At 35.9% G+C, this 16,844-nt stretch carries 17 protein-coding genes; 3 read left to right on the top strand and 14 right to left on the bottom strand.

The window, feature by feature from the left end:
• Positions 1 to 49: 49 nt before the first annotated feature.
• The 14 genes from dnaI to F5ESL0263_RS05745 form a co-directional block, all read right to left on the bottom strand.
• Positions 50 to 952: a primosomal protein DnaI gene (gene dnaI / locus F5ESL0263_RS05680; RefSeq protein ID WP_122035503.1), complete on the bottom strand. Its 903-nt coding sequence runs from the start codon at positions 950 to 952 to the stop codon at positions 50 to 52.
• An 8-nt stretch (positions 953 to 960) separates the two neighbouring features.
• Positions 961 to 2,307: a DnaD domain protein gene (locus tag F5ESL0263_RS05685; protein ID WP_122035505.1), complete on the bottom strand. Its 1,347-nt coding sequence runs from the start codon at positions 2,305 to 2,307 to the stop codon at positions 961 to 963.
• 2 nt (positions 2,308 to 2,309) lie between these two features.
• Positions 2,310 to 2,777, bottom strand: a complete 468-nt coding sequence (gene nrdR, locus F5ESL0263_RS05690) for a transcriptional regulator NrdR (RefSeq protein ID WP_046307290.1) — start codon at positions 2,775 to 2,777, stop codon at positions 2,310 to 2,312.
• A 1-nt stretch (position 2,778) separates the two neighbouring features.
• Positions 2,779 to 3,381, bottom strand: a complete 603-nt coding sequence (gene coaE / locus F5ESL0263_RS05695; RefSeq protein WP_122035507.1) for a dephospho-CoA kinase — start codon at positions 3,379 to 3,381, stop codon at positions 2,779 to 2,781.
• Positions 3,378 to 4,208 carry a DNA-formamidopyrimidine glycosylase gene (gene mutM, locus F5ESL0263_RS05700; protein WP_122035509.1) on the bottom strand — a complete coding sequence of 277 codons (831 nt, stop codon included), beginning with the start codon at positions 4,206 to 4,208 and terminating at the stop codon, positions 3,378 to 3,380. The genes coaE and mutM overlap by 4 nt, the downstream gene beginning before the upstream one ends.
• A 12-nt stretch (positions 4,209 to 4,220) precedes the next feature.
• Positions 4,221 to 6,896: a DNA polymerase I gene (gene polA, locus F5ESL0263_RS05705; protein WP_122035511.1), complete on the bottom strand. Its 2,676-nt coding sequence runs from the start codon at positions 6,894 to 6,896 to the stop codon at positions 4,221 to 4,223.
• A 159-nt stretch (positions 6,897 to 7,055) separates the two neighbouring features.
• A complete protein-coding gene (locus tag F5ESL0263_RS05710; protein ID WP_122035514.1) occupies positions 7,056 to 8,330 on the bottom strand; it encodes an SLAP domain-containing protein in 1,275 nt (424 codons plus the stop codon).
• Positions 8,331 to 8,685: 355 nt separating this feature from the next.
• On the bottom strand, positions 8,686 to 9,726 hold the full coding sequence (locus F5ESL0263_RS05715; RefSeq protein ID WP_122035517.1) for an SLAP domain-containing protein: 1,041 nt from the start codon (positions 9,724 to 9,726) through the stop codon (positions 8,686 to 8,688).
• 96 nt (positions 9,727 to 9,822) lie between these two features.
• A complete protein-coding gene (gene murC, locus F5ESL0263_RS05720) occupies positions 9,823 to 11,133 on the bottom strand; it encodes a UDP-N-acetylmuramate--L-alanine ligase (RefSeq protein WP_122035519.1) in 1,311 nt (436 codons plus the stop codon).
• Between the two features lie 165 nt (positions 11,134 to 11,298).
• Positions 11,299 to 11,946, bottom strand: a complete 648-nt coding sequence (ytpR, locus tag F5ESL0263_RS05725; protein ID WP_122035522.1) for a YtpR family tRNA-binding protein — start codon at positions 11,944 to 11,946, stop codon at positions 11,299 to 11,301.
• 21 nt (positions 11,947 to 11,967) lie between these two features.
• Positions 11,968 to 12,288 carry a thioredoxin family protein gene (locus F5ESL0263_RS05730; RefSeq protein ID WP_122035524.1) on the bottom strand — a complete coding sequence of 107 codons (321 nt, stop codon included), beginning with the start codon at positions 12,286 to 12,288 and terminating at the stop codon, positions 11,968 to 11,970.
• A gap of 36 nt (positions 12,289 to 12,324) precedes the next feature.
• Positions 12,325 to 12,984: a tRNA (guanosine(46)-N7)-methyltransferase TrmB gene (trmB, locus tag F5ESL0263_RS05735; RefSeq protein WP_122035526.1), complete on the bottom strand. Its 660-nt coding sequence runs from the start codon at positions 12,982 to 12,984 to the stop codon at positions 12,325 to 12,327.
• Between the two features lie 2 nt (positions 12,985 to 12,986).
• A complete protein-coding gene (locus tag F5ESL0263_RS05740) occupies positions 12,987 to 14,186 on the bottom strand; it encodes an ABC transporter permease (RefSeq protein ID WP_122035528.1) in 1,200 nt (399 codons plus the stop codon).
• On the bottom strand, positions 14,179 to 14,919 hold the full coding sequence (locus tag F5ESL0263_RS05745) for an ABC transporter ATP-binding protein (RefSeq protein ID WP_109715660.1): 741 nt from the start codon (positions 14,917 to 14,919) through the stop codon (positions 14,179 to 14,181). Before F5ESL0263_RS05745 ends, F5ESL0263_RS05740 begins: the two co-directional genes overlap by 8 nt.
• Positions 14,920 to 15,009: 90 nt before the next feature.
• Between F5ESL0263_RS05745 and F5ESL0263_RS05750 the strand changes: the two genes are divergently transcribed.
• The 3 genes from F5ESL0263_RS05750 (at position 15,010) to F5ESL0263_RS05760 (ending at position 16,803) form a co-directional block, all read left to right on the top strand.
• Entirely contained in the window at positions 15,010 to 15,441 is a 432-nt protein-coding gene (locus F5ESL0263_RS05750; RefSeq protein WP_122035530.1) for an HIT family protein, read from the top strand.
• A gap of 9 nt (positions 15,442 to 15,450) precedes the next feature.
• Entirely contained in the window at positions 15,451 to 15,777 is a 327-nt protein-coding gene (locus F5ESL0263_RS05755) for a hypothetical protein (RefSeq protein WP_122035532.1), read from the top strand.
• 126 nt (positions 15,778 to 15,903) lie between these two features.
• Entirely contained in the window at positions 15,904 to 16,803 is a 900-nt protein-coding gene (locus F5ESL0263_RS05760; protein WP_122035534.1) for a peptidylprolyl isomerase PrsA, read from the top strand.
• The last annotated feature ends 41 nt before the right edge of the window (positions 16,804 to 16,844 follow it).

The raw sequence follows: 16,844 nt of genomic DNA on the forward strand, positions 1-16,844 counted from the left end.
CAAAAAGCACTTTTTAGTTAAGTGCTTTTTGGTTTAACCTTTTTTTAATTTAGCGTCGTCTATTAGGACCAGAAACAACGACCTCTTTAGCCAAAGTCCGTACTCTTTCCATTAGTCTTGCAGCTTTAACTGGATCTATTGCATTTTTAGTCTCCTTAAAATGTTCTTCCAAATCGTCCATTGAGAAATTGGAAGAAAAGAAAGTCGGCAATTGATTGTCCATCCTGGATTGCAGGATTACTGCTAAAACTTCATCACGAGACCACTGACTGAGATTTTCAGCACCAATATCATCCAAAATTAGTACATCACAATTTGAAATTCGCTGTACCTCTTCCGGCAGGCTATTATCATTAAAATGACTTGAAAGACCAGCAATGAAATTAGGCACATGCATGAAAACAACACGCTTATTCATCATTGCAAGTGAATTTGCCAAGCCAGCAAGAATGAAAGTTTTACCTACTCCAAAACTACCTGATAAAAATAGACCTTTTTGATGAATATTCTTAGAGTAGGCACTCAAGAATTGACCAATATCAGCCATTGCTTGCTTTCTTTCAGGCGTTATCTCAACTTGACTGAGTTTAACATCATGCAAACTGGTTGGCAGATCAATTAAACGCAGATTCTTTCTGGCACTAACTTCCCGATCATGTTCAATCTTACTGTCTTCAGGAACATAAGTAATATCAATCGCATTAGTATTTAGAATCAATTTCGGTTTAAAGCCCTGTGTGACTGGATCCTTTTTATTTTGTTGAAACAAATAAAATTCAAAAAGAGCAGACATGCTCTTATCAATCATTTCATCCGTTATTTTGTCCTGATGAGCGCTAATGAACTGACTGACAGCCGGTTCAGCTAAAACTTGTTGCCTAATCTGAGCTGGGTCAATTTTTTTAGCTGCTGGATGATTCTTTGCAGAAATAAATTTATTAATCGGTTCCATAGATTCACCTACTTCATGCCATTTTGGTCTTCAAAGTTCTTGAAAAAGTTCTTTAAATCTGCCGAAGAAACGTCTGATTTAACTGTAGCTTTTTTCTTGCTCCAGTCCGTTGCCTTTTCAACCCTTTTTGCCTGAGTATAACGAGGATATTTTCCTTTATTTTGCTCACGTTTATTCATATAGTCAAGTGCTTGCTCACCTGTCTTCACACCGTGTTGCAACCAATCATGCAGGATTTTATTCGCTAAACGATAGGAAATATTCGGTGCGCTTTTTAGACAAGCGTAGGTCAAAAGATTCAGCAATTCAGCTGGTATCCCTTTTTCATTATATAAACTGTCAAGGACATGATATTCGCTAGCATCAACATAATCATGACGTTCAGTTTTTAGATAATATAAAAACTGAGCTGGAGATTTACTCTTCACAAGTTGTAAAAGTTTTTGTTCTTGTTCACTAAAATGCGCATTTGAAGGACTAGTTTCTTCAGTACGCGTAACTCTTTTAAGTTGATCACGTGTTGTTTGAGCATGAATACTGTTTGCGATTGTCTTTTTAATTAAGGACATATCAAGCTGATAGTCTCCGTGTAAGCATGACAAAGCCTCATCAACAAATTCTTGTTCGGACAAACCATAGGTGCGCATAACGGCCCGAATTGCTTCCCGGTTACGATCAATTTCTGTCTCTGGAATTTGATAAATCTCAAACTGCTGCTTCATAAAATCCCAGTCTATCTTGTCATCTTGTTTGATACTTGCCTGAACAGGTTTAGGAATCTGGTTTTCTTGAGCAGCCTGTTTCACTTCAATTGAAGGTTCAATTGCTTCTTGATCGGGTAAACGAAAGACGTCCATGAATGAGGCAGAAACATCAGTTGCGGTCGCTAAGCCATTAGGTTGGTTTAAGTTCTGACTACCTTCTTGGGCAAAAACATGACTCAATTTTTGAAATGCGCTAACACCAATTTTTTCCTTAAGCAAACTGGCTAAAAGAGGTGTGGCAAAAAATTCATTACTACTTGGAACCTTTGCTAGCTGAAAAACTAGTACCTTACCCATAATTTCATTTTCAATCATGCGTGTTTGAATCAAACCAGTACCTTCAAGCTTATGCAGCGCAGTAAAAAGACTTTTAAGGTTGCAATCAAGCTGTTCTTGTAACGCGTATAAGCCAGTTGAATCAGATAGCATTGCACCAGAATTATAGTCTTCATTCAGACTAAGGTACATGGAAAGAGCAAGAGAGCCAACTAAAGGCTGATAAAGCTTTACTAAAATGCGAAGATCAGCTGGATATAGGTCAATATGATTAGCAATAAAAAAAGGTTGTTTGGGATTATCTGTCTCAAACATTTCTAATTTCCTTTCTCTCTTTTAGCAATCATATCCTCCATTGTCTTCATGAAACTCGACATATCTTTAAATTCACGGTAAATCGACGCAAAACGAATATAAGCAACATCATCTAGTTCAGCTAATTCATCCATTACCAACTGACCAATTTTTTTCGAAGATATTTCACTTACACCTTGCTGTCTAACCTTGTTTTCAACGTGATCAACTAGTTCTTCAAATTGTGCACTGGTAATTGGACGCTTTTGCCCAGCTGCCATTACACCATGCAGAATCTTTTTACGATTAAACGGCTCTCTAGTATTATCATTCTTAATTACTAATAATGGCGTTGTTTCAATTCGTTCAAAAGTAGTAAAGCGAAAGCCACAGTTTTCACATTCTCTTCTGCGTCTAATTGCACGATTTTCATCACTTGGACGCGAATCGATTACACGTGAGGCATTTTGCCGACAATTAGGACATTCCATCTTAGTCCTCCTCTTTTAGTTCACATAGCAGGTTTGCTAATTTAGTTTCTAGCTCTTTTATTGTACCAGTATTTGTGATGACATAATCTGCTAATTTTTCCTTTTGCGATAGTGGCATCTGTGTTTTTATTCTATTTAAAGCCTCAGTTTTATTTAAGCGATCACGTGTCATTAATCGCTGCAATTGCAACTCCTCTGGAACCGCAATTAACAAGGTTTTATCACAATAATCTTTTACTTTAGTTTCAAATAGTAAAGGTGCATCTACAATAACTACTGGTTTCTTTAAAAGTTTATTTTGCGTAATTTTATCTTCAATTTCGCTAAAAATCAATGGATGTGTTATCTGGTTAAGCACATTTAACTTACTTTGATCATTAAAAACAATTTGTCCTAACTTTTTGCGATTAAGTGTACGATCAGAATTTAAAATATCTTGGCCAAAATAACTAATCACTTTTTTATAACCTAGCTGATCGATATTTAAAATGTCATGTGCAATCACATCGCTGTCAATAACAGATAAATTGCGCTTAAGGAAAAAGGCATCTGCCGTGCTTTTCCCACTTGCAATTCCACCTGTTAAGCCAAGTACTAAAGTCATTTATAAATTACCTGACAGTGGGGGCAAAAAGTAGTCCCTCTGCCCGAAACTTTTATTTTTTCTAGTGGTGTGTCACAACGAACACATGGCTCTCCCTTATGACCATAAACTTTGAGCATTTCCTGAAAACCACCGGTTTTCCCATTAGCATCAAGGTATGTATGAACCGTAGTTCCTCGTTCTTCAATCGCCAATTCAATTAGAGAATTAATGTTATCGTGAAGCTGCTTGATTTTAGTTTTGGGCAGAGCATTGGCCATACTCAAAGGATGAATTTTGGTTTCCCATAAAACTTCATCAACATAGATATTACCTAGTCCGGCAACCACTGACTGATCAAGAAGCGTATTCTTAATACTTTTTTTCTTGCGCGCAAGTCCCCTAGTAAAAGCTGCAACTGTAAAAGCTGGTGAATTAGGTTCTGGGCCCAGTTTACTGATACCAGTTACTTCTTTTTCCGTTCCAGTTTTAACTAACTGCATTCTACCGAATTTACGAACATCGTTATATCTCAAAGCTGAGCCATCGGTAAAAACAAACTGAACATGATCATGCTTATCTTTTTTCGTATTTTCTTTAACTAAGCGATACTTGCCTTCCATGCGCAAATGAGAAACTACCGTCAAGTTCCCACTCAACCTAATCAACAAGTACTTCGCATAGCGATCAATCGTTTCTATTTTCTTATTAACTAATTGCTGTTCAAATTCTTGCGGATCACTGGCAATAATTTTGGGGTACCACAACGTAACTTTTTTTATTGTTTTTCCTTTAATCAGTGGTAATAAGGTACGACGTACCGTTTCAACCTCTGGCATTTCTGGCATTACTCATACTCCTTATTTGGCATCAAACCAGTTGTGACCATAACCTGAATCAGCAACTAAAGGAATATCTAATCTAACTGCTGATTGCATTACTTCAGGTACAATCTTCTTAATTGTTTCAAGTTCATCTTTTGGAACATCAAAAATTAATTCGTCGTGAACCTGGACAACCATCTTAGTCTTCAAGTGCATTTCATCTAACTTTTGCTGCATATTAATCATTGCGATTTTAATAATGTCTGCGGCAGATCCTTGAATCGGTGAGTTGATTGCAGTTCTTTCTGCAAAAGAACGGACATTGAAATTCTTCGCATGAATGTCAGGAAGGTACCGACGTCTATGCATAATAGTTTCTGCATAACCTTTTTCACGCGCAACTTTCACTGCTTTATCCATATAGTCTTTAATTTGTGGATATTGTTCAAAGTAGTTATCAATAAATTCTTTTGCCTGCTTACGACTAATATTTAAGTTTTTAGACAAACCATAATCTGAAATACCATAAACAATACCGAAGTTAACTGCCTTTGCACGACGACGCATTAATGGTGTTACTTCATCGGTTGACTTTAAGTGGAAAATTCTCATTGCAGTATGAGCGTGAATATCATAACCCGTTCTAAATGCTTCTTGCATCTGCTCATCACCAGAAACCTGAGCCAAAACCCGCAATTCAATTTGTGAATAGTCACAGGAGAAAATATAACCATCTGGTTGACTAGGAACGAACGCTTTTCTAATCTGCTTTCCTTCATCTGTTCTAGTTGGAATATTTTGTAAGTTAGGATCAACTGAAGAAAGACGTCCTGTTGCAGTCAAAGTTTGCAAATAACGTGTATGTACACGTCCGTCTTTTTGAATGACATCAAGCAAACCATTAACATAAGTTGACTGGATTTTTGCAATTTGACGATAAGAAAGAATCTTTTCAATAATTGGATTCTCATCCTTCAGTTGATTTAAAACATCAACTGAAGTTGAATAGCCAGTTTTGGTCTTTTTGATTGGTTTAAGGCCCATTTTTTCAAACAGGATATGACCAAGCTGTTTTGGCGAATTAATATTGAACTCTTCGCCAGCTTCTTCATAAATTTCCTTCTCCATTTTGGACAATTCGCCGGCAAACTCATCTTGCAATTGGGTTAATGTATCAGGTAATACCTTGATACCATTAATTTCCATCTTTGCCAAAACGCGCGCAACGGGAATCTCGATGCTAGCAAAAAGATCATCCTGTTCATGCTCCTTAAGTTTAGCAAGTAAGGTTTCCTTCAAGCTTTCGATTGCTTCAGCCTTGGTTGCAAGGTGATTAAACAAAACCTTATCATCTTCAGGAATTTGTTCACTTTTCCCTTTGCCGTAGACGTCCAAATCACTTCTAACAGAGTTATTACCATACATCCGGCAAACTTCAGCCATATCATCCGAATTATTTTCATTGTTAATTAAGTATGAGGCAAGAAGCATATCATAATCGATTCCATGTGCATGAATTCCAAGTCGGTTAAGTCCAACTGTCGTACGTTTTAAATCAAAAACATCCTTTTTGATTTTTTCATTTTCTAACAGATGTTGCAAATTTTTCTCTTTTAATAGGTCAACATCGCGACTGACATAAATTTGACCAGCAATTTTAAATGCAAAACCAACGAAATCAGCTAAATGATAATTAGGTCCGAGCATTCCTAAGTAAAAGACAATGGTGTCGCCTTCTTTAGCGTCAACTTTTGCCAAATTATCCTTTGTTAATTCCGTATATTCCATCAAAGCTTTTTCATTTTCATCATTTTGATTTTCTGAATCTGCAGCGCTAGGATCAAGTTCACTTAAAAACTTTCTGAAATTCATTTTTTCATAAAAACGTCGTAATTTCGGGTAGTCGACATCCTTACGCTTAATATCATCAATTCCAATCGTAACTGGAGTTTGACAATCAATAGTAGCAAGTTTTTTACCCAAAAGAGCCTTGTCTTTATCGTTTAGCAGGTTTTCTTTTAATTTTGACTGCTTCATTTCGTCGATATGATCATAAAGATTTTCAACTGAACCATATTCTTGGACCAATTGCGAAGCTTTTTTGGGACCTACCTTGGTTACTCCAGGATAATTATCGGAATTGTCGCCCATCAATGCTTTCATATCGATAAATTCAGTTGGTGTAACACCATTAACTTCTTTCATGTGTTCCGGTGTGTAAGCCTCTAAGTTCATCACACCTGACTTAGTCACCATGACCGTAGTCTTTTCAGTAGCTAATTGGGTTAAATCTTTATCACCAGTCACAATTGTTACATCGAAACCATTTTCTTCACCGATTCTAGAAAAAGTACCGATGATATCATCCGCTTCATAGTTTTCCAGCTCGTAGGTCGATATACCTAAGTCATGCAGCAATTCTTGAATATACGGTAATTGCTCGGACAATTCACCTGGAGTTTTCTGACGTCCACCCTTATAATCTGCGTACATGTTATTTCTAAAAGTAGTTTTGCCCGCATCAAAAGCAACTAAAACATGGTCAGGCTTAACATCGTTAAGTAAGACATCAAGCATGTTTTTAAATGTATAAATGGCATTAGTATGTAATCCCTCAGGATTTCTGAAGTTCTCAAGCTGACGGTATAATGCATAAAAAGCGCGAAAGGCAACAGAATTACCATCAATTAAAAGTAGTTTTTGGTTAGCCATTAGATCTCCTCACAGTTAAACTAGTCTAGTATTCATTAATTATTTTACCAGTTTTTCCTTTTTTCTGGCACAATACTGATTTATCTTGCAATTTACTTAACTTATTAATTTTGAACAACAAAAAAGACTGAAGTTTCAGTCTTTTTTGTTGTTCTTTATTTAGTTCATTGTACTAATCCATATAATATATGGTGTGGTAGCGCCTAAAATAGCATCACTTTCTGCTTGTGACTTATTAGAATGAAATAAATCATTTTGGGTCTTAACTAGGATTGCTTTTGCAGCTTTTACTTCTGCAATTGTTGCCTTATCAGAGCTTAGTGTCGTTTTAGCTAACTTCAGTGCAGCATTAAAGCGGTTTTCAAGATTACTCAAAGACGAACTTTGGTATGGCGTAATGTTTTCTTGATCTACTAAATCTTGTAATTCCTGTTTGTCTTCTTTGACTGCTATCTTAGCATCTTTTTGAGCCTGCTCGGGTGTGTTAGTTGGTTTTAAAACCGGACCTGATTCATATTCAGTTGTATCTGCCTTAACATAAACTAAACCAGCAAAATCTTGTGCGTGATAATTAGCTGATGAATAAAAACGAGGCTCGTTCCAGGAATCCTTTAACAAGTAAAATAGTTCTGCCTTATTGTCATTAGAATTCCACAAATAAGTTGCACTTTCAACTGGGTAAACATCATAGGCAGCAAAAGTTGAGTTAGGATCAGTTGTAGGACGAGCTGAACCATCCACATTATAAGTTCCGGCTTTTTGGGTAAATATAATGTAGCTTGCTTGCGTATAAGTTTGCAACTGTTGCTTAGGTTTAGCCCTTATTTTGGTTTCTGGAATAAAGGCAGTCTTAGTTCCGCGAACACGATATTCAATCGAAAGACCTGATTGGCCTGACATACCAGTCACACGGTCAACTTGATAGATTTTACCATTTTTTAAGTTAATACTGTCTTTACCGACACCGATTTTGTATGATTCGTTCTTTTTTAAATTGGCAATTTTAACAGTTGCTTGATCAGTATATAAGGGATGACCAGCAATTCGATAAACATTGTTTGCTTTAACATATCCACCGGAGCTAAGTTTGTAATAGCATTGGCTCTTAATCATCTTATATGGTAACCAAGATTGCTTTTCACGATTTTCATTTAACAAATAGAACTTTTTAGTGTTAGGTTCAACTTCTTTAATAGAGCCAGAAAAGTTTATACTCGTGCCCTTTTTCAAATATGCATTATTTTTTTGCCCATGATAATTTTTAATCCTTTTACCCTTTTGATTAAAAATATAGGCATTATGCGCTAATTCAAGACTTTTATTGTTTGTTGCTGCTTTAACAGTTGCAGCGTTAAAACTTGCTAACTGGCTTACAAGCCCAAGCGTTATCATTCCAGCTACTGCGCCTTTAAGCATCTTTTTTTGTAAATTCATAATTACCTCAAACTACTTTTTTTAAAATTTTAATCTCTATTTTAGCTGAAAAATAAAATTAATAAAGAAAAAACCAAACTAAAATTTTTAGTTTGGTTCATAAATTAACTACAGAATTTCTAATACTTAATAAAAACTATTAAATCAACACCTAATATGGCTTCGTATCGGTTACATAATCTAGAAGACTAAGTTCGTCAGGCGACTTCAATTCTTTTTCTTGCTGTCCTTTTAGGACAAAGGTTGCTTGTTTGACTTCCATTACAGTTGCAGTATCTGAAGCAACAAGCTTTTTGGCAGTTGCTAACGCTGCATCATAACCGTCATGTTTAAATTCCTTGTAAGATTCTGAATTCTAAACTACATTTTCTTGATCAATTAGTTTCTGCAAGTCTGATTTTTCAGTGCTTGTTGCTAGCTGGGTATCAGCTTTAGCCTGCTCAGGCGTATTAACTGGTGTCAAGAATGGCCCACCGATATATTTACAGTCATCTGCTTTAAGATAGCTCAAATTATCTTTAGAATTGTCCACGTAAACAATATCACCCATACCTGAATCACCTAGCAAATGATAAAACAACTCAGCCTTATTTTCTTTTGGTAACCAAATATAAAGTAATTCATCTACTGGTAGTTTATCACCTTTACCAAAAGGTCTATAGGCTTCAAATGGTGGCTGTTGGTTTTCTCTAACTTCACCTTTATTGTTAAAAGTATTGATACTGTCATTAACTAAAACATAGGTATAACCACTAAAAGTCAGTAATTTCTGTCTTGGTGGAGTTACTACAACTGATTTTGCTAAAAAGCCAGTCTTTGTGCCACTAATCCGGTAAGAAGGAACTGTAGATGGATCCTCCTGCTTTAACGTGGTACGATCTACTTTAATTTTTTGATTATTCTTAATCATCATATTGTCTTTTCCACGACCAACAGGAAAAGAATTAGGAGTTTTTACCTTAACGGTTGCTTCAGCAGTATAAAGCGGTTTTTGATTAATCTGGCCAACATTGGCCGCATTAATATAACCACCAGAACCTATATTGTAATAATAGCTTTTGCCAATCTTAGTATATGGTAACCATGTTTGGTGATAATTATCATCATCTAAAAGAAAGTACTGCTTAGTATTGGGCTCGATTGATTCAAGCTTATCAGCAAACTTTACAGTTGCTCCTTTATACAAATGAGTCTTATATCTACTGCCCTGAAATCTCTTGAGTCGTTTACCATTTTTATTATAAACATAAGCGCCATGCACTAATTTCATTGTATTCGTAGTTGTCGTTGCTGCAAGCACTTCATTTGTCTGACTTACTGTTGCAAAAGATCCTAACGCCAGAACGCTTGCTACGGCACCTATGGCACCTAATACAACTCTTTTCTTTAACTTCATAATATCACCTCATTATCAATTATAGTCCTAAATACTATTTGTGACTTTAATAATTAAAAAATGGCCATTACCTAATAAGTAACGGCCATTTTTTAATTAAATCAATTTTTCCAAAGCGTCTTCATACTTTTGAATATCACCTGCACCCATAAAGACAATCACACTGTCTTTATTTTGAGCTAGGTCAGCAATGTTGTCGAGGTTGATTACTTCGGATCCAGGAATCTTAGCTACTAGATCCTCACTCGAGATGTCGCCACTTGCTTCTCTGGCAGAAGCATAAATTGGGGTAACGTATGCTTTATCAACACCACTTAAAATTTCTTCAAATTCATGTGCATACTTTTTAGTTCGCGAAAAAGTATGCGGTTGGAAGACAACTACAAGTCTCTTATCAGGAAACTTCTGTCTAGCTGCTTGAATCGTTGCCCGCATTTCAGTTGGATGGTGAGCATAATCATCGATAATATTAATATCGCCAAAATCCTTTTCGGAAAAGCGGCGTTTAGCACCTTGATACGTAAGAAGCCCTTGCTTGATATCTTCCAAAGGTATCTTCTCTGTGTGAGCAACAGCAATAACAGCTGTTGCATTCAAGATATTATGATCGCCAAACAAATGAATTGTGAATTCACCAATCATTTGACCGTGATCCAAAACACTGAAGGTGGAGCCTTCTGTTGTTCGCTTGACGTCTACTGCTTGAAAATCATCATTAGCTTCAAACCCGTAAGTATATTTAGGGACTGCTGCTTTGAGTTCTCGTAAACGTTCATTGCCACCCCAAACAAATAAACCTTTTTTTGTCTGATCTGCAGCAGTTTGAAAGGCGGAAGTATAATCTGCTTGATCCTTAAAGTAGTCAGGATGATCAAAATCAATATTTGTCATAATCTGATAGTCAGGATGGTAGGCCAAAAAGTGACGGCGATATTCGTCAGCTTCGTAGACAAAAAAGCGTGAATTCTTGATTCCTTTTCCTTCACCATCTCCAATTAGATATGAAGTTGGCGCTGCTTCACTCATTACGCGAGCAAGAATTCCGGTTGTTGAGGTCTTACCATGAGTTCCTGCCACACCAATACTTGTATGCATCGCAACAACTTCTTCAACCGTATCAGGGTAGCTTTGCCAGCTAATCCCCTTGTCCTCACAAGCCTTAACTTCAACATTATCGTTTTTGAACGCATTCCCTTTAACAATTACTTGACCTTCAGTTTTGATATTGTCAGCACTAAAAGGAGCAATTTTAATCCCAGCTTTTGAGAGTGGTTCCTGCGTGAATGTATATTTTTCAATATCACTACCGCTCACTTCATAACCTAGATCATTAAGTAATAATGCTAGGGCAGCCATTCCTGTCCCCTTAATTCCAATAAACCAAATTTGCTTGTTCTTGTCTAACATATCTTAGCTCCAAAATCTATTTTTCATCGTTTATTATTTTACCATTGTTGCAGTAAAAAGAGCAGAATTCAAATAAACAGTTAATTATAAAAATAAATTTCAAATTACCGTTGTACGTTTTTAACCATAAAAAAACTTCACGCTAACCGTGAAGTTTATGTTTATTTATAGGCTGATTTTACCGCTAGCTAATAATTCATCACATTTAGCAGCATCAAATTCGTCTCCAACTTGAAAATCATCTGGTAAAACCATGATGCCCCGTTTTTCTGGAGCATGTTCAAGGCCTAATTCGCGTGCTGAACAAATCATTCCGTATGAATCAACATGACGTAATTCACCAGGCCAAATCATTTGTCCGTTAGGCATTAAAGTTCCTGGTAAGGCAACAACTACCTTTTGTCCTTGAGCAATATTAGGAGCACCACAAACAATTTGATGTTCTTCGCCATTACCAACTTCAACTGTAGTGACATGTAAATGATCAGAATCAGGGTGCTTATCACAAGTCTTAACATAGCCGTAAACCAATGTTGGTTTACCATATGCAAGTTTCTCAGCAAAACCAGCATCTGCTAATGCTTTATTCAATGCACTTAAATCTGCATCGGATAATTTAACTTGACCGTCTGGTAACTTATCATAGTCAATAACTTTATCAACGTTGAAAAAGTTGAAGCCAGTGACGTTACCTTTTTCATCAGTAATACGAGTAATATCACCTTTTTCTTCATACTCACTCTTACCTTGATCTTGACCTAAAATAACAATCAAAGTATTGGGATAGCTACGTTTATTAATACTAGTAATCATCAAAATTCAATCCTCTTTCACTTAGTCCAATGACCGCAAAAAGTCTTCAACTTGGTCTTTGGTTTTACGATCCTTATTAACTAGTCTACCAATTTCTTCGCCATCTTGGTAGACCACGAATGATGGTATTCCCATAATGTTTAACTCTTTAGCCACATCAATTGAACCATCACGGTCAATTTGGTAAAACTTACTTTCAGAAAAGTCTTGTTCAATTTCAGGTAAAAATGGATCTAAAAAGTGACAATCAGGGCACCAGTCAGCTGAAAATTCTAAAACTACTCGACCATTTTTAGTTATCTCTGATAGTTTTTCTTTGTTTAATTCTTTAATTTGTTCCATATCATTAAGCCTCACTCATCTAGATAAATATCTAATCTATTCTACTCCAAAATCTGCATGAAGAGCGTAAATTGGATTACCTTTAGCAGCAAATTTGTGCTCATACTCAGTTTCAATATTCTTTGCTACAATCTCCTCATTTTCATGATGAAGATCAACAGAGACAAAGTCAAAATGCATACCATAATTGTTCATGCTGGCGACTGAATATGAGAATAATCCTGAGTTATCAGTCTTAAACTCAATTTGACCTCCAGACTTCAAAATCTTTTTATATTTTTCTAAAAAGGTTTTATAAGTTAAACGCCTTTTTTCATGCTTTGTTTTAGGCCATGGATCGCTGAAGTTCAAGTATAGCGTATCAGCGCTATTTGCAGCGAAAAAGGCCGTAATGTCTGCTGCATCAGCACATAAAATTTGTAAGTTATCCAGCTTCTTTTCAAGTTTGGTTCGCAAAATCATTCCGGCAGCTGTCACTTGCAGTTCAAGTGCAACAAAATTCTTATCAGGATTTTGTTCAGCCAAAGTGGTAATAAAATGTCCTTTGCCTGACCCAACTTCAATTTCCAATGGTCTGGAACAGTCTGCAAAGCGCTGTGACCAATCAATCTGTTTTTCAGGATTTGGACGGTCTAATACACTTTCTGGATGCTCTTGCACCAATTTAACTGCCCATGGCTTATTCCGTAATCTCACTTTTAAATCTTCCTTTTCTTGATTTTGATTGGTAAGTACAACCACAAAATAATTATACTAAAAATTAATAGACCTAGGATTGCCTCAGCTAGCTGCAAATTAATTGGTAAGATAATTAGCCAAGACAAGCTAATAATAAGCCATTGCAGGCCTAGCGCTAATTTAAGTACTGCTACTAAATCTTGGCCCCTTTTTTCACGTTCAATCGGATAAATTCGATACATAACGTTATCATCAAATTCAGATACCAAAGGTAATAACTGGTAAACGGTCAGAAAAATAACTAAGCATGACAAACCAAACGCCCAAAGCCAGTTCTGAACTAGCCATGAGATTAAAATTGCAAATGCAGTCATTCTTACCAGTAAATTAAGGTATTCCGGGTTACGCAACAAAGAACGACGGTATAGGAATTTATTTGGTTCTTCTTTTGCCAAAGATTTTGGTAGCAAAAAGTCTAAATATTTACGCCGCTTTATACTGATTTTCTTTTCTTTTACATCAGTAAACATGCTAAAGGCACTATAAACACGATTTTTTCTACCTTGTTCTTGGTTAACCGCATATTGCCAATCAAATAAAGCAACATTTTTTTGCTTTTGTGCAAGCATAAAAAGCGCACCTAAAATCAAGATGACAGCTATATAGCTACAAATTGTCCAAGTGGCACTGCAAATTAAGCCAAGTAAAAGTAGCAAGTTGAGTAGTGGCAATGAAAGCTTATGACTCGAATATAAATTATATTCTTCTAATTTCAACTGAAGAACTTTTGCCAATAAAGCTACTACTGCAAGTACAACATATGCTACTGGAGATGTTTCAGCTTTAAGTGTCGCGAAGGGAAACAAGATTCCCGCAATAAGTACCAAAATAATTGTGGGTACAATCAAGCTATAATTTAGCATTGGTTTTAAATAGTCACGCATTTGCTTATCCTGCGGTAAGAGAAAATGCAAATCAGCTGGCTCAAGTAAAGTTACTAGTTTTCCAGAAATTAAGGGTAACCAAATAATTACTCCAACTAACGGGCGGTAAAACCATAATCCGGTAGGCATCTTTTTCATACTCTGGGCGTACCAAAACATTAAGGCGCCGAATAGAAAAATCAAAGCCAGAATAAAGAAATCATTAAAAACTAACACCAAGTACTTAAGCGACTGCTGTAAATTTTTGCGTAATCTTTTTTGAGCTAACTCACGCATGACGTTGCTCCTGATTTAAGATTTGGTAAATCTTGTCGAAAGAATCGCTATCGTTTAGACCATAATGCTGCCTAATCTCAGTCAGATTACCTACAACATCAATTACACCATTGTTTAATACCGCATAATTTGAAATTGCTTGCTCCGCATCAGCTAGGATATGAGTCGACATTAAAATCATTTTACCATCACTTATCGCTGCTTTAATCAATTCAATTAAATTAGCTACAGCAAGTGGGTCCAGACCAGTAAATGGTTCGTCAATCACTAAAAGTGGTGTGTCTGCTAGAAATGCAGTGACAATCATCACCTTTTGCTTCATCCCTTTGGAGAAATGAATTGGTAACCACTCTAGCTTGTCCTCCAACCTGAACATCGTTAACAGCTTGTTCGCTCTTTGCCAAGCCTTATCTTCATCCAGTTGATAACTTAAAATTGTTAAATCTAGATGCTCTTTTAAGGTCAGTTCAGGATATAAAACTGGTATCTCCGGAATATAAGCAATTTGTCGCTTAAATTCAGTTGGTTGTTTAGTTAATTCTATTCCATTTAAACTAATTTTCCCTTTTTGCGGACGTAACAATCCTAAAATATGTTTAATTGTAGTAGATTTTCCAGCACCATTAAGTCCAATAATGCCTAATGCTTCTCCTGGTTTGATTTCAATATTAATATCGTTAATGACTGGCACACCAGTGTAGCCACCAGTCAAATGCTCTATTTTTAGAACCATAATTCCTATCTTTCTTTTAGTGAATTTACTTATTTTATATGATAGCATGATATTAATGGAAACTAAATTTCAAAATCAAGAGGTTTAAAAATGGATGAATTAGATAAAGACTGTTTATTTTGCAAAATTATTCGTGGTGAAGTTCCTAGTTATACCGTTTTCGAAAATGATGACGTTAAAGCTTTTTTAGATTTATCACAGGTTAATCCAGGACATACCTTAATGGTGCCCAAAAAGCATCTCACAAACTTATTTGATTATACTGCCGAAGATGCAGAAAAATACTTAAAGTATATTCCGGCAATTGCCAATGCAATTAAGAAATTTGATCCTAAGATTACTGGAATGAACGTTACCACCAATAATGGTGAAAGTGCTAGTCAAGTTGTAATGCACTCTCATATTCACTTTATTCCCCGCTTTGAAGGCGATGGCTTAAAAGTTGCCACTCGGAATAATGAAGATAAATACACTCCTGACGACTATCAAAAGATTGCTGATCAGATTAAAGCACAATTTTAAGGAGAAAAAATGAAACATTTTAGCCTAGGACTTGCAGTAGGTGCAGGATTCGGGATGGTCCTCTCTCTTTTTGAAGATAAAAACGGCAATCGTTTAGCTAAACCAGTTCAAAAGCAATTTGGTGGTGTGAAAGATGATGCTACAAGTCTGACTAATGCCATCGCTGATTTAAAAACGGCTCAACAAGAATTAAAAGATGCAACGCCGATTGCAAAACAGGGACTGACTGAAGTAGAAAAAGAGATTGAGTATTACCAACTTAGTGTTTCTCGCATAGTTGATAGTTTACAGCAAGAACTTGATAAACTGGTTCAAAGTACTTCAAAGAACAAATAATTCTAAAAATTGTTAAAGAAAGTTTGTTTTTTGAATGAATTCTGTAAATTTAAAAACTTGTTCTGCGAGTTTATGTTATATTAATTGTCGGTGACTTATTTAATTAAGGATGTGGAGAAATATTTTATGAAAAAATATATTAAAAAATTAGCTACAGTAGCCGCTGTAGCTGGTATTGCACTATCAACCACTGCTTGTTCTAACGGTGGTAAAACAGTTGCTTCCTATAAAGGTGGCAAGATTACCCAAAATGATTACTACGATGAAATGAAGAAATCACAAGCGGGTCAAACTACTCTTGCAAACATGATTATTAACCATGTTTTAGAGCAACAATATGGTAGTAAAGTTTCTAAGAAACAAGTTGATAAGCAATTCAACAGCTACAAAAAGCAATATGGTTCTCAATTTAGTGCTGTTTTACAACAAAATGGTATGACAGTTTCAAGTTTCAAGCAAAACTTGAAGACTAATTTGCTTAGTGAAGCTGCATTGAAGGATGTTAAGAAGATTTCCAAGAGTCAAGAAGACAAGGCTTGGAAAGAATATCAACCTAAGGTTACTGTTCAACACATCTTGGTTTCTAAGAAATCACAAGCTGACACCATCATTAAGGAATTAAAGAATGGTAAGAGCTTCAAGAGCTTAGTTAAGAAGTACTCATTAGACACTGGTACTAAGACTGACGAAGGTAAGCTTCCTGCATTTGATTCAACTGATGCAACTTTAGATCCTGCATTTAAGAAAGCAGCATTTAAGCTTAAGACTGGTGAAACTACTAGTAGCCCAGTTAAATCTCAATCTGGTTACCACGTAATTAGAATGATCAAACACCCAGATAAGGGTACATTTGCTTCTCACAAGAAGGAAATTGATGATGAAATTTATCGTTCAATGTCCCAAGATCAGGAAACAATGCGTAGCGTTATTTCAACTGTTCTAAAGAAGGCTGACGTTTCAATTAAGGATAACGACTTGAAGAACGTTTTATCATCTTATGTTTCTACTTCAGATTCTAAGAAATAAAAAGCAATAAAAAAGAAGTTCATTTTCTCAATGAACTTCTT

The organism is Lactobacillus sp. ESL0263 (genome assembly GCF_003692845.1).
GTDB lineage: Bacteria > Bacillota > Bacilli > Lactobacillales > Lactobacillaceae > Lactobacillus > Lactobacillus apis.